This window comes from Terasakiella sp. 4MB5A (assembly GCF_050058155.1).
Lineage (GTDB): Bacteria > Pseudomonadota > Alphaproteobacteria > Rhodospirillales > Terasakiellaceae > Terasakiella > Terasakiella halodenitrificans.
On the sequence record NZ_CP188815.1, the window covers coordinates 677193 to 697013 of the forward strand.

At 47.4% G+C, this 19821-nt stretch carries 17 protein-coding genes; 4 read left to right on the forward strand and 13 right to left on the reverse strand.

Annotated elements, in window-relative coordinates; genetic code table 11:
- Positions 1-35: 35 nt before the first annotated feature.
- The 3 genes from ACI0FF_RS03305 to ACI0FF_RS03315 are packed head-to-tail and all read right to left on the reverse strand — an operon-like array spanning position 36 to position 3378.
- On the reverse strand, positions 36-941 hold the full coding sequence (locus ACI0FF_RS03305) for a plasmid partitioning protein RepB C-terminal domain-containing protein (RefSeq protein ID WP_419798715.1): 906 nt from the start codon (positions 939-941) through the stop codon (positions 36-38).
- Positions 938-1804: a plasmid partitioning protein RepB C-terminal domain-containing protein gene (locus ACI0FF_RS03310; RefSeq protein WP_419798716.1), complete on the reverse strand. Its 867-nt coding sequence runs from the start codon at positions 1802-1804 to the stop codon at positions 938-940. The genes ACI0FF_RS03305 and ACI0FF_RS03310 overlap by 4 nt, the downstream gene beginning before the upstream one ends.
- Positions 1804-3378 carry a recombinase family protein gene (locus ACI0FF_RS03315; protein WP_419798717.1) on the reverse strand — a complete coding sequence of 525 codons (1575 nt, stop codon included), beginning with the start codon at positions 3376-3378 and terminating at the stop codon, positions 1804-1806. The genes ACI0FF_RS03310 and ACI0FF_RS03315 overlap by 1 nt, the downstream gene beginning before the upstream one ends.
- 298 nt (positions 3379-3676) lie before the next feature.
- Here ACI0FF_RS03315 and ACI0FF_RS03320 point away from each other — a divergent pair, with 298 nt between their 5' ends.
- Complete coding sequence (locus tag ACI0FF_RS03320; protein ID WP_419798718.1) at positions 3677-4009, forward strand: helix-turn-helix domain-containing protein; 333 nt, start codon at positions 3677-3679, stop codon at positions 4007-4009.
- 44 nt (positions 4010-4053) lie between these two features.
- Here ACI0FF_RS03320 and ACI0FF_RS03325 read toward each other — a convergent pair whose 3' ends face one another.
- On the reverse strand, positions 4054-5220 hold the full coding sequence (locus ACI0FF_RS03325) for a tyrosine-type recombinase/integrase (RefSeq protein WP_419798719.1): 1167 nt from the start codon (positions 5218-5220) through the stop codon (positions 4054-4056).
- Positions 5221-5784: 564 nt separating this feature from the next.
- Here ACI0FF_RS03325 and ACI0FF_RS03330 point away from each other — a divergent pair.
- Both ACI0FF_RS03330 and ACI0FF_RS03335 read left to right on the forward strand, forming a co-directional pair.
- Entirely contained in the window at positions 5785-5934 is a 150-nt protein-coding gene (locus ACI0FF_RS03330) for a hypothetical protein (protein ID WP_419798720.1), read from the forward strand.
- A gap of 247 nt (positions 5935-6181) precedes the next feature.
- Positions 6182-8425 (forward strand): ankyrin repeat domain-containing protein, encoded by a 2244-nt coding sequence (locus tag ACI0FF_RS03335; protein WP_419798721.1) that lies wholly within the window; start codon positions 6182-6184, stop codon positions 8423-8425.
- A gap of 574 nt (positions 8426-8999) precedes the next feature.
- Here the strand turns inward: ACI0FF_RS03335 and ACI0FF_RS03340 are convergent.
- The 3 genes from ACI0FF_RS03340 to ACI0FF_RS03350 form a co-directional block, all read right to left on the reverse strand.
- Entirely contained in the window at positions 9000-10412 is a 1413-nt protein-coding gene (locus tag ACI0FF_RS03340) for an IS1380 family transposase (RefSeq protein WP_419798722.1), read from the reverse strand.
- A 263-nt stretch (positions 10413-10675) separates the two neighbouring features.
- Complete coding sequence (locus ACI0FF_RS03345) at positions 10676-10852, reverse strand: hypothetical protein (protein WP_419798723.1); 177 nt, start codon at positions 10850-10852, stop codon at positions 10676-10678.
- Positions 10853-11051: 199 nt separating this feature from the next.
- Positions 11052-12287 (reverse strand): DEAD/DEAH box helicase, encoded by a 1236-nt coding sequence (locus ACI0FF_RS03350; RefSeq protein WP_419798724.1) that lies wholly within the window; start codon positions 12285-12287, stop codon positions 11052-11054.
- A gap of 569 nt (positions 12288-12856) precedes the next feature.
- On the opposite strand from ACI0FF_RS03350, the gene ACI0FF_RS03355 reads away from it, so the two are divergent.
- Entirely contained in the window at positions 12857-13069 is a 213-nt protein-coding gene (locus tag ACI0FF_RS03355; protein ID WP_419798725.1) for a hypothetical protein, read from the forward strand.
- A 59-nt stretch (positions 13070-13128) separates the two neighbouring features.
- Here the strand turns inward: ACI0FF_RS03355 and proX are convergent, their stop codons facing one another.
- From proX to ACI0FF_RS03385, 6 genes are all read right to left on the reverse strand, one after another.
- Positions 13129-14145, reverse strand: coding sequence for a glycine betaine/L-proline ABC transporter substrate-binding protein ProX (gene proX / locus ACI0FF_RS03360; protein WP_419798726.1), 1017 nt, complete (start codon positions 14143-14145; stop codon positions 13129-13131).
- A 52-nt stretch (positions 14146-14197) separates the two neighbouring features.
- On the reverse strand, positions 14198-15286 hold the full coding sequence (proW, locus tag ACI0FF_RS03365) for a glycine betaine/L-proline ABC transporter permease ProW (protein WP_419798727.1): 1089 nt from the start codon (positions 15284-15286) through the stop codon (positions 14198-14200).
- Entirely contained in the window at positions 15279-16511 is a 1233-nt protein-coding gene (gene proV / locus ACI0FF_RS03370) for a glycine betaine/L-proline ABC transporter ATP-binding protein ProV (RefSeq protein ID WP_419798728.1), read from the reverse strand. The genes proW and proV overlap by 8 nt, the downstream gene beginning before the upstream one ends.
- 155 nt (positions 16512-16666) lie before the next feature.
- Complete coding sequence (locus tag ACI0FF_RS03375) at positions 16667-17074, reverse strand: c-type cytochrome (protein ID WP_419798729.1); 408 nt, start codon at positions 17072-17074, stop codon at positions 16667-16669.
- Between the two features lie 255 nt (positions 17075-17329).
- Entirely contained in the window at positions 17330-18127 is a 798-nt protein-coding gene (locus ACI0FF_RS03380) for an alpha/beta fold hydrolase (protein WP_419798730.1), read from the reverse strand.
- A 207-nt stretch (positions 18128-18334) separates the two neighbouring features.
- Entirely contained in the window at positions 18335-19786 is a 1452-nt protein-coding gene (locus tag ACI0FF_RS03385) for an aspartate kinase (protein WP_419798731.1), read from the reverse strand.
- Between the last annotated feature and the right edge of the window lie 35 nt (positions 19787-19821).

Here is a 19821-nt window from a genome sequence, read left to right on the forward strand (position 1 = left end):
CCCGCGCTTATCGGGTCCGGGTCCCCTTGGATGCGTCACTCGCGCTCAAGGTCACGGGTGTCAGCGCCAACTGCATCCATTACTGATCGAAGCTCGCCGAACATTGAGCCATGATGGCGATCCAGATAGTCGGCGATGGTTTCATTTTTCAGAAGTTTTGATAGGTAACCTTTGGCGACGACCAATGTAAACATTGTGTCTCCAAGCGTGTCTTCGACATTTCGGTATTCTTGTTGCAGGCGTTCCATTTCCCGCTCCATCCGTGCAATATCCTCAGGCGAAACGCCTTTGAGCATGTTTTTCTTTTCTGGTTTCACGAGCTTGTCCGGGGGCATTCCGGCCAAAAGAACCTTGGCATAAGTGACGGTGTATCGGTTTGCGGACATCATCATTTCGCAAGCCTCGATCTGGGCCATTGGCTTCATCTTTCGGAGAATGCCGAACACCTGTACACTCACCATTTTTTCCTTCAGAAGTTCGACGGCCTCTGGCGCAATGTTTCGGAGCATGTTTTGGCGCTCACGAATGCGCTTTACGTCCACGTCCAAAGCTTCCGCGATTCTTTCTTGAGAAACGCCACGTTCAATCGCTTTGACGATCATATTGTGCTCCTGCACAGCACTAAGGCGGTTCACACGCCGATTGTATGTAAAGCTCTCATCGTCCGTTGAGACCAGGCAGATGGCTTCTGTTTCTCCAAGCTGCTTCAGGGCTTCTAAGCGGAGGTGCCCATCCAGCAGGATATAGTTTTTATTCTTTCCGGATCCTGAGTCAGGAAAAACCGCCAACGGTTCAATGATCCCCACGTCTTTAACAGAAGCCAGGATAGTTCGATATTTGCGTGTCCGGTGAAGCCCCTGTGAGAGAGGCCTAGTTGGTGCGATACGGTCAAGAGGGACCTGGATCGTGTCATCCAGAAATCCCTTGGTGATGGTGGTCATGGATGCAACCTCTCTGCAAGAGGTTGCGGCATGTCGCTGTATCCTTCCGCTCGAAGGAGCGTTCGAAAATGCTCATCCGCCAAGAGACGACGTAGTGCCGAGATCAGAAACAAAAGGCGCTGCTCGTTAACGTCAGCCTTCTTGATCAACAGTTTCTGGCGGTTGACTTCATCTTGATAGGTTTGAACCAGCTTGCGGGTTGAAAAGGGCTTGTCTGTTCTTCTTGAATGGGTGCGATAGCGTTTACCCATGAAGCGACGGCGCTCGATTATGCGACGCACTTTGATGAGCTGATCTCCACGCAAGGCCCCGCTTTCATATGCTTCGGTCAGGCCTTTCTGTAATTCGTTTTCGCTGCTGCGCGAAATTTCAACGGCCATGCTAAGCGGGATTACGTTCTTTTCTACTGCAGCAATGAGCCGTTCTTCTCCTTCTTTCAGTAGGTGAGAGATGCCACGAACGTAAGTCACGTCCAAGTCTGTTTTCTTGGCGATTTCCCGGGCGTTATAGCCACGTTCCTCAAGATCCTTTATCCCATGGAGAAGATCCATATTGGTGTGTTGGCGACGAGCTATGTTTTCAATCAGGCTCATCAGGTAGCAGTCTTGCTCTGACGCCTTGATGACCATTGCAGGAATTTCCGTCTCGCCGAGTGCCTGGTATGCCTCAACGCGGCCCTGTCCGCATACCAAGTCATACCCATTCCGTGATGGGGTGACGGTAATAGGCCTTTTCAGTCCAATCGAAGCGATATTATCGACGATACCTGCGAAGACTTTCTTATTTCGCACACGCGGATTGATCACCCTTATTTGGTCAATCGGGATCATTTGAATAGAGGGTGAAACCGGTTGGCTTTGCATTATGCGACCTCCTTCAAATTGACACGGCGAGCGAGGCGATAAAGGTAGTCCAAGCTGTCAAACCGATAGATGTCGAGGTTTAGCCCGTTCTCCTCTGCAAGTCGTAGTTTTGGCAAAGCCATATCGATTGAAGGCAGAAGGTAATAATCAAGCGGCTGTTCGTTGCCATGGGCCATTCGAACGGCAATGGTGATGTCTGGTCTAAGCCCGGTGTCAAAGCGGATATTCCACCGGAGGGATCCCGCGTTTGTTTCTTGGCAGCGGCTTAGAACCAATGAAACGGTGAATTCTCTATTGATCCATAGGAGGCCAGTTTCAGGGTCTGTCTCGACTGTGCAGCCGAGGGCTTCAATGTTTTGTATGGTTGAGGCAACGATGTCCGGGTGCATTTCCCGGAGATGGCGATTGATTTCGATATATCGATAGTCTCGGTCTGGCTTATAGCCAATTTTGTGGTAGGCGCGGATGAGGCTGCCAAACCGATGTCGATAGGCCCCTGACGACGGCATTCCTTCTGTTTCGTCGATAATGATGCCGGATAGAGCGCCATGTTTTTGTAGCAGCGTTGATAGGTGTTCAAGCATTTCGTCATCAGAAAAGCGGCGGTTTCGCTCTTCGATGATTGCTTGTGCCGCTTGGAAAATTTCTGGATCGACAATTCCTTCAAATGCACCTTCGTTTCGAACCCACATCTCTGGGGGGTTGTCGACACGTTTATTTTTAAGCTTGCAAGAGGATCGGTTGTAGAGGTTGTTGCCGATGTATTTTTCGTTGGTCAGTAGTTGATGAACGGAGGCTCGGGTCCAAGGCCTGTTCAGATCCGTAAAGATACCCTGTTCATTTAGTCGCGCGGCTATCTGGGCCTCATTTTGGCCGTCTTCAACGAAAGCCCGATACATCCAGCTTACGGTTTCAACTTCTTCGTCAGGGCCGGGGATTAGAATGACACGATCTGTCTGAAGGCTTTTTCGGTCGCCACGGTTTAGAATGCCTTTAGGGGAGCCCGTTTCGTCAACCATCATTCGGCGGAGGCCATAACCGGCGGGGCCACCTTGTCGATAACCTAGTTCGATCAGACGGCACTGACCGGCAAAGACCTTGACGGAGAGCTCTCGACTGTACTCGCCAGCCATAGCTCTTTTCACCGTTTTCACGATGGTGGAGCTGATGCTTCCGTCATTCTCAAATTGCTCGGCGCAGTATTCGACGCGGATGCCTGCTCGTTTGCACAGGTACTCGTAGAAAGCGCTTTCGTCAGAGTCCTGGAAACGTCCCCAGCGACTGACGTCGTAAACCAGAATAACTGAAAAATCAGCTTGTCCCGCTTCTACATCGTTGATGAGTCGCTGCAAGCCATCTCGCCCATCTATGTTAAGGCCGCTACGTCCTTCGTCGGCATAGGTTTTGATAATCTGGTAGCCCTTGCGGGCGGCATATTGGTGAATCGTGTCACCTTGGTTTTCCGTAGAGTATTTTTGGTGCTCTGTGGACATCCGAACGTATTCAGCCGCCCGGATGAGCGTCGCGTTATTTTCGGGAGATTTATCCGGGGCTGAATCCTGTTTTTCTGTCACCAAGGCAATCCTTCTTTTGTGCCGTTACACCGACATTTGCATGTAGGCGAGTTCGGCCTTCTTCGAGACTGCATGGAACCCTACGTGCCCTATGGGAAGTCACGAGACTCTAAAAAATCAACAGAATGTACCGTATTTGTCAATCATTAAATATACAAAATGTTGGAAAAAGTAGAGGGTGAGGTGTCTGTCAACTCCCGGTAAATACGCATTTTTTATGGGATGAAAGGGGGGTGATTCTAATCTAAGGTACACAAAATGTTGTTGTTAAGGTGGTTGAAATGTTGGATTATGAAGTATGGACAATAGAATTAGTGAACTTCGTAAGGCAAAAGGGCTGACCATAAAAAGGCTGGCCGAGCTTGTCGGGACGAGCAATCAACAAATCAGCCACTTGGAGAAGGGGCATCGCCGACTAACACTCGAGTGGATGGAGCGAATCGCGGAAGCCTTGGAATGCCACCCATCTGACTTGTTAAATGGTGGAACGCGCCTCGAAAACGATCGAGAACGAGCGATGATTGAGCTGTTCCGTGGCCTTTCAGAGGAGCAGCAGGAAGCATTTTTACAAGCGACTGCTGCGTTGGCGAAACCGATAGAGAAAGAAGAAAAGAAGGTCAAAGCCGGTTAAATAGGAATGGCCGCACCGGTATTGGCTGCGGCCTTTGACTTAGTTCAGATGCTTCCGCTATTCAGGCTGTCAAAAATGTTGGAAGAAACAGAGCTGGCGGCTGCCTTGACGGGATCTGCTGCTAGATGTGCATACCGGGCAGTTGTTTGAACCTGGGTGTGTCCGAGAAGCTTACCAATCATGGGCAGGCTCATTCCTTGTGCAACGGCGTTGGAGGCAAATGAATGTCGCAGATCATGGATGCGAACATCTTCAATGCCAGCACGCTTGCGGATCCGTTGCCAGAATTTCTGGATTTCTTTGCGGTTGGTTCCCGGGATTTTGCCACAGATAACCCATGGGTTCTTTGGCTGCCGTTTGAGATTTTTCAGGAGATCAAGGGCAGGGGGGCCGAGATGGACAACCCGTGCGCCAGTCTTTGAGTCTGATAGCCGTAGGCAGCTGTTGGCGAAATCAACCTCTGCCCATTTGAGTGACATGATTTCGTTGAGACGGCAGCCGGTGAAAATGAGGAGGCGGATAGCAGATATAGCGTAGATATCATCAACACCCATTTCCTCAGCTTCGTTCAGCACTGAGCCGAGGTCGCTTAGCTCCTTCTGGCTGAGGTAGCGTTCCCGTTTTTCTTCAGGGTATTTTTTGATGTGTAGCCGTGGATTGGAGCCGTCAGGGCGCATTCCCCACATCTCTGCCATCGAAAACATTTTGGAGATGACCTCAAGGTTCCGATTTGCCTGGTATGGGATGTGGCGTAAATCGTGATGGAATTTGGCGACGTCGGCCCGTGTCACATCAGCGACCTTCAATCGTCCAAGGGCAGGCAATATGAAGCGGCGGAGGTTGCGTCGGTATTCTGTGGCGGTGCCTTGCTTGAGGCGGACAGAAATATGTTCTTGATCGAACCGCTCTGCCAGCTCTTTCACCGTGCAGGCTTTTCGGGCTCGGGAACGTTCACCAGCAGGATCTTCTCCGTCCTTGACGGCAGCTAAAACCTTGAATGCCATTCGGCGGGCTTTTTCGGGAGTGAGGACACCATGGGCCCCAAGGCTCATGCGTCTGTATCGATTGCCGATCCGGTATTGAACGATATAGGAACGACGGCCACTTGGTAAAATGCGAACGGCAAACCCGGCAAGATCGTCATCGCAGATGATATAGTCTTTGTCTTGCGGCTTGGCAGCCTCGACAAGGCGTTTGGTGATTTTAGGCATAGGGCACCTCTTTGCGGCTGATTAACTCTCGGTGATTGCTGCGCCGTTCTTAATCCCTGGAATCATAGTGGAATCATGAGGGCTGGTTTCGGCGAGCAACCGATCGAATGACAGCGTAAAGCGATGTCTGAATTAGTCCAGTAATATCAATTGGTTATAGTGTTTCTGCGAAATCTTTAGAAATGGCCATATCACGGCTCATAATCTGAGAGCAGTAGAACGAAATCCTGCGCATCATCCTGCTATCAGAGCGAAAACGTGAGTAGTTCGGATATACAGGTTTGTTTTCGCTGTGTCCCGCAGGTTTCTGGCCTTTTTCGCACCTCTTTGAGTTCTCTTGATTCCAGAAGGGAGGCTGGAATCGGGAAAGCTAAGGCCTGTTGGGAGGGGCGGGTGTGCCGATCCTCAGGTTATTGGGTGCAGGGTTTTAAATGTGCAGAAATTGTGGGGATGACATTTTTAGGATTTTTTTTGCCATCAGTGCTGCCGACAAAAAGGAACATTAGTGCGATTGATTTTGAGGTCGCTGCTTTGTGCAGCAAAAATCTGAAAATGGAGAGTGAAATGACTTCGAAATCCTCGCCCAAAGGGCAAATGACAAAGGCGGCAGCAGCTCGAATTCAAAGTGCCACGGCAAAAGCCAATGGCGGACAAGTTGCCAAAGGTAGTTTCTCAAGTCGAGCAACATCGGCGGCAGCACGAAAAGGCAAATAGAAGCATTGGGGCGAAAGTATGTGCTTTCGCCCTTATCTTTTAGTTTCAGGGTTCCAAATAATGTATTATTCAAAGAATAAAGATATCGCGGAAATTGTAAGGAAACATTTGCGAAATGGATGGTGTTTCCGACGCGGTAAAAAGCACGGGAGGCTAGTAGCACCGGGTGGCCGGTTTGTGATTGTTCCCACAACGCCAAGTGATGGGCGTGCAATATTTAATTTCATGGGGGAGTTACGCCGTTGCTATGAATAAGAAGGAAATTAAGACGAAACCACCATATCCAACGCTAGGTGAAATTATTCAATTGCTAGCAACGGCATTTGGCACCAAGTCGGCTAATGCAGAAATAAGGAAAAAACTCGATCGATTGGCCAGGGAAGGCGATTTTGATTGGAGCCTCCCATCACAAATCGTCGATGAATTGTTATTGAAACCGCTTGGCGAATTTGACACGGATTATTCTGAATTTGTCGGTGATTTTGTAAATTTCATATTGAAAGAGCACGTAAACCTTATATCGCGAGTTTCACTTGATGCCATGTCGCGACGAGATGCGACGCCTTTGCTTTTTGAAACAATAGGCGTGCGACATGTCGCGGAATTTTTAATCGCGTTAAAAGAGCAATTCGGTGGGCCTGATCTTGGTGATTTTCTCGGTCAAGAAGTGAGTCCACTCAACGTTGTATTTCAATGGTGTGAAGTGGCGCTGGAGCTTGATGTGGCAAACCTGCTGTTTTCCGGCAATAAACAAAAACGAGACGATATTGCCCGTTGGCGTCGAGGAGAGACAGTCCCAGATTTTTTCGCTTCTATAAGGCCTATCCAGCGTTCGCTTATGGAATGTTGTCCAGGTCGGCAATCGGAAATATCTCTTTTCGGAAAATGGTTGATTACTGCACGAACTCTGTCATGGCTTATGAGAGAGGTAGAAAAGGTAGGGTTGGGTTCCCTAATTGGGCCAGTCCGTCAAGACATTCTGTTGAATTGCCCAGTGCGGGATATTGGGATGGAGTTGTCGTCTGCTAATAGTGATGCGGGGAATCGTTTGAGGGAAGTGGCTGAATGTTGTGGGCCGCTTATGTTGGTCGGTTTGAGCAGGACAAAGGATAAGTCCTCTGAGGCGCAGTCAAATTCCCGTGGAGAAATAGATCGCCTTAAAGGTTTGATTAATAAGCACGATGCCGATGGCCTTACGGGTTACATATTGGATTGGTGTGAAGGCCGGTGGCATATTTTAGCGGGTGATCAAGTGAAGGCGCTTGCATTCTACGACAGGGCTGCAGATTTGGCATTGTATAGGGCAGGGGATAATCAAAAGCAAATTTTGGAAGAGGCTCTTTCTCTTGCGGCGCACCTTGGTAAGAAGACCGTAATTAAGAAACTCAAGCATCGTGCTTTGGCTATGGGGTTTTTCTCTGAATTATTTGCGAAATTTTCAGATCGTCCCGATGTTGTTTCAGATTGGGAAATTGACCAGCTTAGTCAGGCGTTTAATGTTTTATTCCCCATCCATGCTCGTTTCCCAGAGGCTCTCAAGAGAAAACAAAGAGTAACCCCTTTTCCGTTTCGAGCTTTCTATCAACCTGATTCCGATAAGAGGAAACCAGACTTATCAAACCCGGATCGGGTTATTGGTATTCCAATGGCTGATGGAACGAAAATGCGTCGTCCACAGTTAATATGGTTTGCCTCTGAAGACCGTGTGGATGATGTTCGTGAACTTCTCAAAGCAGGGGCCGATGTGAACATTTCTGATCACCAGGGTGGTTCAGCTTTGCTGCATGCATTGCAGTGTGCCGAGGATGGGCGGGGGCGACAGGTTCTTGATCTGTTACTAGACCAGAGCCATGATAAAGAAACCCTCAATCGGATGACCGAGAAAAAGCGTTTGTCTCCCCTGTACGTTGCGGTGCTTTTAGGGGATCCCACTGTGGTGGAAAAATTGCTGAGAATGGGAGCGGATCCCAATTTGCAAGCAAGTTATCCACCACAGACAGCTTTATATGTATGTATCGAACGTTTTGCGTTTTACCGACAGGGCTGGGGGGAGGAGCATTTCAGGCAGCGGATGGCTGAGCCTCAAAAGGAAGATGCGGAAATACACCGGCGATACTCGGGAGGATTAGCCGGTGCTATGGGTGATCGGATGTCGATAGAAAAATTTGGACCGGAGGGGGCAAACTTAATGGATGCCTTGATTAAGCATTTTGTTCAAAAGGCCTCAGATGTGCCTCGGGGTGTTTTTTTGCGGATTGCGGAATTACTGTTAACTTTTGGCGCGGACCCAAATCGAAAGCACTCATCTCCTGGTCCTGGGAGGACGCCTCTCATGTTGGCGGCTGAAAATGATGCGCTGGATGCTTTTCGCTTAATGACCGCTCATGCAGGTGATCCAAGCTTCAAGGATGATCAAGGACATGATTGTTTTGCACTGGCCTGTGGATTTGGAAGTCAGAATGTAATGTCGTATTTGAAGTGTGGTTCGTAGCTAAGGATTATCAAATTTATTCTGGCGGAATAAATTTAATCAATGGAATCACTATGGAATCATGTGGGCACGAAATGTTGAGTATTGCTGCGAAATCGTGAGGAATTGCCAAATCCCATAAGGTTCTGATATGTTGTGTTATATCGAAGATGTGCGAAAAGTAGAGCGCATCAGAGCATACTATATGTTGTGGCTCATAACCTGAAGGTCGTCAGTTCAAATCTGGCCCCCGCAACCAAAAACTAAAGGTCTCGCCCAACGGGCGGGGCCTTTTGTTTTTTGATACGTGGGTGGCATATGAGGAATGTAAGTAAACAGGGCTGAAACGCCCTGTTTACACCAGTTCGCCCGGATAATTCACAAACTGATTTACCATCTGCATTTCTCTTTCAAAATCACAAAAAATCATCTGCAAACGGGTGCAACCGATCCGGGCTGAGCGGTTTGCGTGAAGTAAATGTGGATATACACGCGCAAAAACAAGCTAAAATGGTTTGTGTTTGATTTTAAGTCAGCATAAAGCGTTCCGCTTTGACAGAACGCGCGGAGTTTTCCATTTTCGTGTTGCCTTGTTTTATCCGGGTGTCAGCCGTTTCCAGGCGGTGAAGAAGATGTTTTGGTAAGGATAGGCATCCGGGAAGCTCAATTTAATCCGGCGCACCGAGCGGATCACTTTGGCTCCAACCTTGAGCAATTTAAGCCGAATGGTGTTGGGCGCAGCCTTGGCCTGTTCAGTTTCCTTCAATGCTTTCAATCGAATGTGCGTCATCAGCGCATAGGCAAAGCCCTCCAGCAACAGGCGCAGGTAATTTGATCTGAACTTATGGGCGCTTGCACGCGAACCGAACAGGTCGAGTTGGCAATCTTTGATGCGGTTTTCCATATCGCCTCTGGGGCAGTAGATTTTTTCATAGAGCACACGCCCGACAATATCTTTGCCCGGTGTCTGTTTGTTGGCGATCATCTCTTTGCGCATCTGTTTAACCGCACGGATCACACGCGGGCTGTGCTCATCCAGAGAGGTCATGAGAAAGCGCACATGCTGTTCGCGTCCCTCCTGATCTTCGATCTTGGCAATGACATTGTAGGGGCGGCCCCAGGAACCGCTCTTGGGAATATGGGCAAACAAGCCAAAGTTCTTGAGGAAGGTACGTCCTTCTTTGACCCGCTGTTTTGATGTTTGCGATCTGGCCTCTGTGGCTTTGCGCAACAGATAGGAATTACGCGCCAGCCCAAAGATAAAATCCACAGCATTCGCCTTGCACCAGCGGATCAGAGGTTTGCGCACAAAACCGCTATCGCCACGCACCAGAATATCAACCTTTGGCCAGCGTTTTCGAATTTGCTTCACAATGCTGCTGATGGCCCGGCGTGCGCCTTTTGCCCCATCGCAATCCCCTTCGCGCAATTGTGCCCATAAGAGGTGTGGCCCGGCAAAAATATAGAGAGGCAGAAAACCACGTTGCTCATAATATCCGTTCCAGGCGGACATCTCCTGTCGCCCATGAACCTGAATATCAGTCGCATCAATATCAAGAATGATGTCATGGGGCGGCTGTTTGTGATGATCCAGAAACAGATCGCACAGTAGTTCCTGCATTTTGTAAAAACGCGGGGATAGCTTGTGATAGCGTTTGTTGCCTGTTGTTGTGCAACATTCCACCCGTCCCAAAGTGACGGATGAGGCCAGCTTGTCTCTTTCCTCATCAGCCATCAACCGCAAGGCAGGATCATGACACAAGGCATCATGGTCATTTAAATCCTCATAGCCAAGCACCAGACCTGTTACCCGCTGAGCCAGTAAATCAGACAATCCGTGACGAACATAACGCTCATCACGCTTATCCCAAAAACAATCTGCCAACCGAGAAAACAGGTTCATCCGCTTTGCTGCTTCACGTAACAAAACCACCCCGCCGTCCGACGTAATCTCCCCACCATCGAATGCCGCAACAACCTGCTTTTTGCCTTGACTGGAAAACAACATCGAAAAAACACCCTGTATTTTCTACATACAGTCTATTTTAACATAACTTACTGTTATAAATGAATTTATTAGGAGAAAGAAGAGAACTTGTGACGGATCCGGGATCTGGGATCACTCAGCCAAAATTGATCATTCATAGACAGGTCCTCCTGTCTGTAATGAATCACAACAACGATTAAGATGCTAGAAAATTAATAGGTCCTGAGCCTAGCCCGTATGTTTTTACTCAGTCTGGACCCAAAGCCGAAAGAAACCTTCAGTTTCTATTTAGCCTTCTTTTCCTTCTCAGCATTCAGTCTCAATGCTTTCAAAGCTTTGGTTTTATCAAGCGTTATTTTCTTTTGTGTTTCTTTGGATTTGATGAGGGTATTGTCCTTAACCTTTGGCGGCCGGCTGTCTTGAAATTTGCCCTGATCGCCGCGTTCAATGGCCGCGATCATTTTATCGTCTGCGGTGTTTGGTCGGGTTGATCCTGATCCCATAATTATTCCTCCTCTTAAAAAAATAATTCATCATCTTTATCTGACAGAGAAATGTCGATCTCGCCAACATCTGCCCGTTTTAAATAAGGTGCTAAAAGTTTCATGTCATTGCTAGAAATATAGACGGAAGCCGCTCTGGTTCCATGATGTCATTAAACTACGCGGCGCTTTTTTTAGGCTTACCTCGATACCGTTTTGACTTCACTCGGCGGTTCGGAGACTGTCGAGAACCCCGCTTAGTCGGTTTGGGTTCGTCCTGAGACGGTTGACCACCTAAAACGTCAAGTTGCTGCTGCATCAGTTTTTCAATATCACGAAGGTAAGCTTGTTCACTTGGATCACACATAGAAATTGCAGCACCAGATGCCCCAGCCCTTGCTGTTCGCCCGATACGATGGACGTAATCTTCAGCGATATTCGGAAGCTCGAAGTTGATGACGTGGCTGACATTGTCGATGTCAATGCCTCGTGCTGCTATGTCTGTCGCCACCAAAACACGGACTTCACCGTTACTGAAGTTTTTAAGTGCTTTTTGCCGTGCGCCTTGCGATTTGTTGCCATGAATAGCTGCTGACGTGATACCCGCTTTATCAAGCTGTTGTGCCACCCGGTTGGCGCGGTGTTTCGTCCGCGTAAAGACGATGGTTTTATTTATGGACTTATCGTCCAAGATATTAGTCAGCAATACATTTTTATCAGCAGCAGGCACGTAGTAGACACTTTGGGCAATGCGTTCAACCGGTGTTGATTGCGGTGTCACCTCTATACGTACGGGGTCGTGCAGTATGCTGCTGGCAAGTCCAGAAACTGTTTTGGGCATGGTTGCGGAAAAGAACAGGGTTTGGCGTTCTTTTGGCAGTGCGGCAATGATTTTTTTAACATCATGGATGAAGCCCATATCCAACATACGATCAGCTTCGTCCAATACAAAGTGCCAAATGTGATTGAGTGAAATATGCCCTTGGTTCATAAGGTCTAAAAGACGCCCAGGCGTCGCAACCACAATATCAACACCGCGCTGAAGGGCGCTAACCTGTCGTTTTTGGCTCACACCTCCAAAAATAACGGTGTGTCGAACAGGGAGATGTCGCCCTAAGCTTTCAATAGATTCACCAATTTGAATTGCCAGCTCTCGGGTAGGAGCAAGAATGATACTCAAGGGAAATTTGGGTGCAGGTGGTTCCCAATCTTCGGCAAGTTCATGCAAAATGGGAAGACTGAAGGCGGCCGTCTTACCGGTACCGGTCTGTGCAATCCCCAACAAATCGCATTTTTCTAATAGAGACGGTATTGATTGTTCTTGAATGGGCGTTGGAGTTTCAAATTGTTGTTCTCGCAGTGCGCGCAACAATGGCTCAGACAGGCCAAGTGCCTCAAAATTTTTCGATTGCATAAAGTTTCTTTCGGCCGCGCATTTCACCCTGTTTTCGACACAAAAGTGAGTTCCGGCATTTTTTAACGTCCCGGAGCGCAGGCGGGGCATTCAATAAATTATTTTCAATTTCGAGATATTGTCACGCTGAGCTTTCAGCGGAATTGCGCGATCGCGAATGAATAATGAACGGATGATTTGCGCCTAAATTCGGTGTTTGTCAATCTATCAATTGAGTTTCTGTCATATTTACTACGCATAATGGAGCAATTATTGCGGCATATCTCAAATGATTGAGCCACATAAAGATAAAGAACTATAGATTTCTCTGTCTGGCGGGCAGAAGTTGGCGGAGGTCATGAAGATAGTCCGTTCACGCCCCTGAGGAGACACAAATTGAATTCCCCACCTTATTTTGGACTCGGTTGGTGAACTTTTTGGGCATTGGCAAACAACTATTTTACGCCATGATCTCCTGACAGTTCCATTGATCATTAAACGAGCGATGAACAGGAAATGGAAATCCTTGTTGACGTGCCCTGCTTTGGCAGCCACATAAAGGATCTTCCATTTTAATGCTGTGGGTCCAGATGAAACGCCAGGTCGAAAAAATATTAGGTCTTGCCTTAGGTACGTTAATTCTGTTGTTGTTGCTTATGTTGGTCGTTACGTTTTTTGGCAGCTTTCTTTTAGGGATGCTCACGCTTATTGCCAGTATTCCATTGGCTTTTCCGCTCAGTTCAACATTTGTGGCTTTGACGCTTATCGGCCTTCTTGTTTTGACAAAAATCAGGAAGAAATAGATGAAAAAAAAGCCCCGAGATCGGAGATGTCAGGGCTTTCTTCATTATTTTAAAGTTGTTTATTTCGTTGCAGCGCGCGCTGCTTCCAGCCAACCGTCAAATGTTTTACGGTTTGCTGCAATCCATGCATCTGCATGACGCTGAGCAGCTTTCCAGCCGCCTTCGCCTTTATCCTTCATTTTCAGGTTTTGTGCAGAAACGTCGTTCACGGAAACAGACATGACTTCAAATAATTTAGCGGCTGCCGGGTTTTTCTCGACGAACGCTTTGTTGGCAACGATCATTTGTGTGTTCACTTCGAAACCGTAGTTTTTACCATTAGGGAGTTTGGTATCGACACCGTTCGGGTGTGCAGATTTTGGAACTTCGATCCAGGTCACATCTTTACCCGGAACCAATACGCCGGAAACCCAATAAGGTGTCCAAGTATAATACAGGATCGACTTACCTTCTTTATAACGCGTGATGGTCTCTGCGATAATGGCGGAATATTCACCTTGGTTATGGGTTACGGTTTTGCGCAAATCAAAAGCATCCATTTGATGCTCGATCACGCGTTCGCAACCCCAACCGGGAACGCAACCTGCCAAATCTGCTTTTCCGTCATTATTGGCATCAAACAGTTTTGCCAGTTTTGGGTCGGTGAGTTGACCGATGTTGGTAATATTGTATTTTTCAGCCGTTTTTTTGTCGATCAAATAGCCTTGAGCACAGCCTTCGATGTAGCCGCCTGTGCGCGACAGTTTTTCATCACCACCGGCTTTATCATAAAATGCTTGGTGCAGCGGGTTCCAATGATCCGCCATAAAGGTTACATCGCCGTTGGCAATGGAAATATGCAGGGCCGGATATTTGGCGTTTTGAACGTCTTTTACGTCATAACCCAACTCTTTCAGTGCTTTCATCACGAGGATGGTTTGGAAGTTTTCTCCATCCACATTATCTTGACCGGGTTGAATTACAACGCCTTTACCCGGCATATGATGATCGGCCATAGCTGGCGCGGACAAGATCATTGCCCCGGCAAGAAAAGCGGCCGCTTTTGCGCCGTTACGAATGAAATGACTGAATTTCATGAATTGTCTCCTCAAAAATTATTAACAACAGTTAAGTGATTCAAATGATGTTTTAAGATTTCACAAACAGACTGCGTACCAGACCGATAGGTCCGGTTTCATACCAATGGCGAATACCTTTGTGGCGTTTTTCCTCGCCCATCGCTTGTGTGATGCGGTCCAAGACAATAGCCAGCAAAACAATGCCAACCCCGCCAATGGTCGCAAGCCCCATATCGAGACGCCCGATCCCGCGCAAAACCATTTGCCCCAGACCACCTACGGCAATCATGGAGGCAATCACCACCATGGATAGACAAAGCATCAGCGTCTGATTTACCCCGGCCATAATGGTCGGCATGGCAAGTGGAAGCTGGACTTTAAACAGAAGTTGACTTGGACTGGCCCCAAAAGAACGCGACGCTTCAATCAAGTCTTCAGGAACTTGACGGATCCCTAAATTGGTCAAACGGATCAAGGGAGGTAAAGCAAAGATAATGGTGACGACAACACCGGGGACGTTCCCGATGCCAAATAACATGACAATCGGCACCAGATAGACAAAGGCCGGGGTTGTTTGCATGGCATCCAGCATAGGGCGTACAGTCGTTGCTGCCCCGTCTGAACGCGACAGCCATATGCCGATGGGTAAGCCGATCACCATACTGAAAAACACGGACGTTAAAACAAGCGCCAACGTCACCATTGTTTCAGACCATGCCCCGATCAGACCGATTGTCACCAACGAGATGATTGACGCCAAAGCCAGTTTTTTGCTGGCCATTTGCCACGCAATTAACCCAAAGATCACAATGACGAGGGCGGCAGGCATTGCCTGTAATCCGGCTTCAATACCACTGAGTGTCGCATCAATAGGAACACGGACGGCCTGAAAGACCGGGCGAAAATGGGTGACCAACCATTCCAGTCCACTTTCCACCCAGACATCTAGTGGGATGACGGCTTGGGAAAAAGGATCGAGAATATTGAAATCCACTTTATCCGCATGTGAATTGGCCAGCCAGTCGGCCTGCGGGGCGGAACTGGATTGTTCGGAAACACCCCATGCGGTGCCCTCATTTCCGGTCGCCGGGGCATCAGGTGTCGCAGGTGCGGCCGTTTGGGGCGCGCCCCACGGATTTGTTGCTGCTTGATCAGCCATGTGCCACTTCCTCCGTTTCCTGATCTAATGTTTCGAGCAAGGATGTTTTGGTGACGACACCGATATATTTATGATTTTCATCAACGACGGGTAGGCCGCATTCGGCATTGGCCACACTGCCAATAATGTCTGAAAGGGCCGTATCTGCCATCAAGGTATCGACATCTTTGAGAAAGGCGCAGGATAAATCTTGTGCAGGATTATTTTTAATCGCCTCTTTTAAAGATTTGGACGAAACAATCCCTGCAAACTTTCGATCTTTACCCAAAACGTAGGCATATGACCGATCTTCCTGCCGCAATTCTTCCAAGGCGGTACGTAAGCCAACCCCGACACGCCCGATCACGGTGACCTGACTTTTCCGTGCAATATCTTTGGCGCTGAGAACGGTGGAAACATTGACCCCCCGGAAGAAAGATTCAACATATTCATCTGCCGGATTATTTAAGATTTCTTCCGGTGTGCCGACTTGAATAACACGCCCGCCTTCCATAATGGCGATGCGGTCCCCGATGCGCATGGCTTCATCTAAGTCATGCGAAATGAAAATAATCGTGCGTTTGTGTTTCTCTTGCAAGGTCAGCAATTCATCCTGCATTTCACTGCGGATCAACGGGTCAAGGGCGGAAAAAGCTTCATCCATCAGCATCACGGCCGGGTCGTTTGCAAGGGCACGCGCCAGCCCGACACGTTGCTGCATGCCACCGGACAGTTCATCAGGATAACTATGCGCAAATGCCTCCAGTCCAACTTGTTCCAAGGCTTCCAAGGCGCGCTTGTGGCGTTCTTCAAGATCAACACCGGATAATTCCAGACCAAAGGCCGCATTATCAATAACATTAAGATGTGGCATCAAAGCAAAAGACTGAAAAACCATACTCATATCGTTACGACGCAGGTCCATGAGTTCTTTATCAGACATTTTGGCAATATCCTTGCCATCAAACAGAACTTGCCCCGACGTAGGTTCAATTAAACGATTGAGGAGGCGCACCAAGGTGGATTTCCCCGAACCGGATAACCCCATGACAACAAAAATTTCACCTTCCTGAACGCAAAAACTTGCGTCACATACACCAACGACTTGTTCGGTTCGGTCAAAAATTTCTGATTTTGGGACACCTTGGTTCAAAAGCTTCATTGCCTTGCCCGGGTTTTTCCCAAAGACTTTATATAAGTTTTTGACGACAATTTTTCCGTCGTCGTTTTGCTTATCCTCACTCATGACTGGATCCGTTTCTTGTCTATTCTTTTATGGATACAAAATATTTTGGTCGGATGGTGGCTCATCCGATGCGGCCTCTCAGGTGATTGATACATAGATCAACACAGACCGTGTAAGAAACACCCGCTAAAAGGCGGGTGTTGATCTCGATATAATTATTTTTGTGCAGCTATATAGGCTATGACATCAGCGCGGTCATCAGCCTTTTTATCGCCCTTCAGCTTGAAGGTCATTTTGGATTTAACCTTTTTATCGGCCTTGGCAGAGAGGTATTTGGAAGGGTCTTGCAGATATTCATCTAAAGAAGCTGTATCCCAGCTTAGATTTTCTGCGGCTTCCAGATAGCCCTTTGAATATTTATAGCCTTCTGCGGAACCGCCACTTTTACCGAAAATACCAAATAGGTTTGGGCCGACTTTATGTTTGCCGCCTTGCTCAATCGTATGGCAGGCTTTGCATTTTTTGAAAACTCGTTCCCCTTTTTTTGCATCGCCATCTGCAAGGGCAGGTGCAGTCATCATAGCGAGTGCCATCAGGCTTGTTACGACGAGTTTATTAGACATGTTCCAGTCTCCTTAGTCATTCTATCCAAACTAATGGAGTATGTGGAAAACGTTATTTCGTCATTTACATATGTTAATAGAGGCGAAATAAATATCACAATACAATAACTTCACAGGGGTAAGTCGCCTTTATCATAATTATTCAAAATTGAAATTTAATGTATTAGACAAAAGGCAGGCTGACACTTGATCCCCGATTTATATTTAAGAAATAGTTGATTGTTGTCATTCTGATGATGGTGTTGTGCTCATTTCTTAAAGATCGTTTTTGTGAATTTCATTGTGCCAAATCTCATTGACCATATGAGAATGCGTGATGGGTCCCATATGTCCGCAGTCAACTTGATAGAATGTTAAATGATGCAATGTTTCTTTTAATTTATGCGCAATTGTTTTTGATGATATCGGGCTGCGCTCTCCCATAATCAGGCTGATGGGAAAAGAAAAAGAGGCATAATCGTTTAAGGAAAGTGGCTCTTTTAATAAAGCCTTAAAATCCAGAATAACTTTATCCACTTGAGCAATCATGGCCTCTTGCACATTGGGTGGAAAGCTGTCGAAGGCGCCTTTACCGGACCAATAATCTATAAAAGACTGACATAAGCGAACTTTGTTTCCGGTTGCTAAATTTTCATTTAAGCCGTCAATTACGCCAAGAATTTGGCTCAGACCATCACATGGCGCTTCAAGCAAATGAAAAGCGACCGGTTCAAACAGGTGTAGCGACTTAATTTTTTCTGGGTGTTCATACGCCCATCGCAAAGCCGTTGCTCCGCCAAAAGAATGACCGATAACGTGAAGGGAGCTTTCTTCTGAAAGATTAAGTTCATTTAAAATACGATCAATCTGTGAGATCTCTGATTTTAGGCTATACTCTTCTTTCTGTGACGGGAAAGGGGCGTTACCATAACCAAGCAAATCAATGGCAATCATATGATGTGTCGGGGATAATTGCGACATCAAGCCTTTCCATTGTGATTTGGAGCTCATGGAACTATGGAGCATCAAAACCACGTCTCCCTCACCGGATTGAATGTAATGGTCTTGGTTCATTGTTCGTTCTCCCTACAATTAAGATCGGCACCATATAGAAAAATGCAAGCGGAACGCAAGATGCATTTCAATAGATAAAACATATTTGACCTTTATTGATTGGAAGTCGTAAAGCAAAAACCCCGCCAATTCGGCGGGGTTCTGTGGGTGTGTCTATGGCGCTATTTTTTTGTATCTGTTGCGAGGAAAGTGAGGCTCTTTTTCCGTTTAAGCCGCCGCACTATCCAGTCTTTCCGGTGCTTCCATTATCGTATCGTGCAGAACTTTGACGGCTTGGGCAAATTCGCTTTCATGGGTGACAAACTGCATATCCACATTACGGCTACCGGTATGGCAAAACAAAGTCGCAATCCCGTTTTCATGCAATGCAGAAACGGCACGTGGGAAGTAAGTTTGGCATCCTAAATTAGCCCCAATGATAGACACAAGCGCGACCTTCTGTGTGTTGATTTCAACATCGTCCGGTAAAATCTTTTCCAATGTTTCCACACAACGACGCACCTGTTTGATGGGGGCGGCGACATAATGGGTAATGGTATTGGCGTTCATGCTCTTTGTAACAGTGCGCACGTTAAAACGACGGAATGTCTCCAATACTTTTTCCTGATTGCCAAATGTGCCGACCATATGTTGGTTGAAAATTTCAACTTCATAGACATGTTCCAGACCCGTGACAATCTCAGCCCGTGGCTTTGACGGATAGAAGTTATCACGAATGATTGTCCCTGGATGTTCCGGTTCGAACGTGTTTTTAATCCGCAAAGGGATACCCAGTTCACGCAATCCTTTGGCGGCCAATGGGTGAATGGCTTCCATTCCCATGTTTGACAGTTGATCGGCAACATCATAATTTGTTTCACCAATTACATGGACGTTTTCCTGACCGACCAATCTCGGATCTGCGCTGCTCAGGTGAAATTCCTTATGGATGATAGCTTCGCGGGCTTGCGTTAAACAGGCAATCCGCGAAAATGTCACTTCGCTGTATCCGCGTCCGTAATGCTTCATCAATCCATCGGATGTTTGCGCATATCCGGTCACGATGGGGAGTTGTCTGGAAAGATCGATCTCATCAAAGGCTTCGTTAATACGTTTTTCCAGTGTGTAGCTGTCCAACGAACGCCAGCCTGATAGATCCACAAACGTTGCGTTTACACCACGTCGGTTTAGGAGCAAGGCGGTATTATAGGCGCTGTGGACTTCGCCAAGGGCGCTGAGCATTTCACGAACGGTTGCCAGATGTTCTTCAAGCTGGAAATGTCCATAGGAACACAGGCGATGGAGATCGACGAGACAGGAACGCGTGCCTTCAATGCGATCTTCGATGAACTGGTTTGCCATTTGGCGATCAGCAGCTTCATGGAAAATTTCATCGTTTATCTTGCGCATTTCACGGGCAACGTCACTGAGTGCATCCCCCCATGCCCAATCGCTTTCGCTATTGCTATAAAGAGCGTAAACACCGGGTTTTTGAGATTTTTTATGTTCAAGCAAACGGTCTGTCATACCGCCATAGGCAGACACGACAAACACACGGTTATAGATATCGGCTTTTTCACGGTTTCCCAACAGGATGTTCTTAAAAACAGCATCCACATTGGACATAGACGTCCCGCCTATTTTCTCAACCGTATGGGAGTTCAGGCTATGGTCTTGCATTGTTATCTCTATAAAAAATATTTAAAAGGCCTGCC

Coding starts and splice junctions, on each gene's coding strand:
- ACI0FF_RS03375 (WP_419798729.1), bottom strand. CDS start 17,074: ATGTCTAATAAACTCGTCGTAACAAGCCTGATGGCACTCGCTATGATG.
- ACI0FF_RS03380 (WP_419798730.1), bottom strand. CDS start 18,127: ATGAACCAAGACCATTACATTCAATCCGGTGAGGGAGACGTGGTTTTG.
- proX (WP_419798726.1), bottom strand. CDS start 14,145: ATGAAATTCAGTCATTTCATTCGTAACGGCGCAAAAGCGGCCGCTTTT.
- ACI0FF_RS03355 (WP_419798725.1), top strand. CDS start 12,857: ATGAAACGCCAGGTCGAAAAAATATTAGGTCTTGCCTTAGGTACGTTA.
- ACI0FF_RS03340 (WP_419798722.1), bottom strand. CDS start 10,412: ATGTTGTTTTCCAGTCAAGGCAAAAAGCAGGTTGTTGCGGCATTCGAT.
- ACI0FF_RS03305 (WP_419798715.1), bottom strand. CDS start 941: ATGACCACCATCACCAAGGGATTTCTGGATGACACGATCCAGGTCCCT.
- ACI0FF_RS03345 (WP_419798723.1), bottom strand. CDS start 10,852: ATGATCGCGGCCATTGAACGCGGCGATCAGGGCAAATTTCAAGACAGC.
- ACI0FF_RS03320 (WP_419798718.1), top strand. CDS start 3,677: ATGGACAATAGAATTAGTGAACTTCGTAAGGCAAAAGGGCTGACCATA.
- ACI0FF_RS03310 (WP_419798716.1), bottom strand. CDS start 1,804: ATGCAAAGCCAACCGGTTTCACCCTCTATTCAAATGATCCCGATTGAC.
- ACI0FF_RS03350 (WP_419798724.1), bottom strand. CDS start 12,287: ATGCAATCGAAAAATTTTGAGGCACTTGGCCTGTCTGAGCCATTGTTG.
- ACI0FF_RS03330 (WP_419798720.1), top strand. CDS start 5,785: ATGACTTCGAAATCCTCGCCCAAAGGGCAAATGACAAAGGCGGCAGCA.
- ACI0FF_RS03325 (WP_419798719.1), bottom strand. CDS start 5,220: ATGCCTAAAATCACCAAACGCCTTGTCGAGGCTGCCAAGCCGCAAGAC.
- ACI0FF_RS03335 (WP_419798721.1), top strand. CDS start 6,182: ATGAATAAGAAGGAAATTAAGACGAAACCACCATATCCAACGCTAGGT.
- proW (WP_419798727.1), bottom strand. CDS start 15,286: ATGGCTGATCAAGCAGCAACAAATCCGTGGGGCGCGCCCCAAACGGCC.
- ACI0FF_RS03385 (WP_419798731.1), bottom strand. CDS start 19,786: ATGCAAGACCATAGCCTGAACTCCCATACGGTTGAGAAAATAGGCGGG.
- proV (WP_419798728.1), bottom strand. CDS start 16,511: ATGAGTGAGGATAAGCAAAACGACGACGGAAAAATTGTCGTCAAAAAC.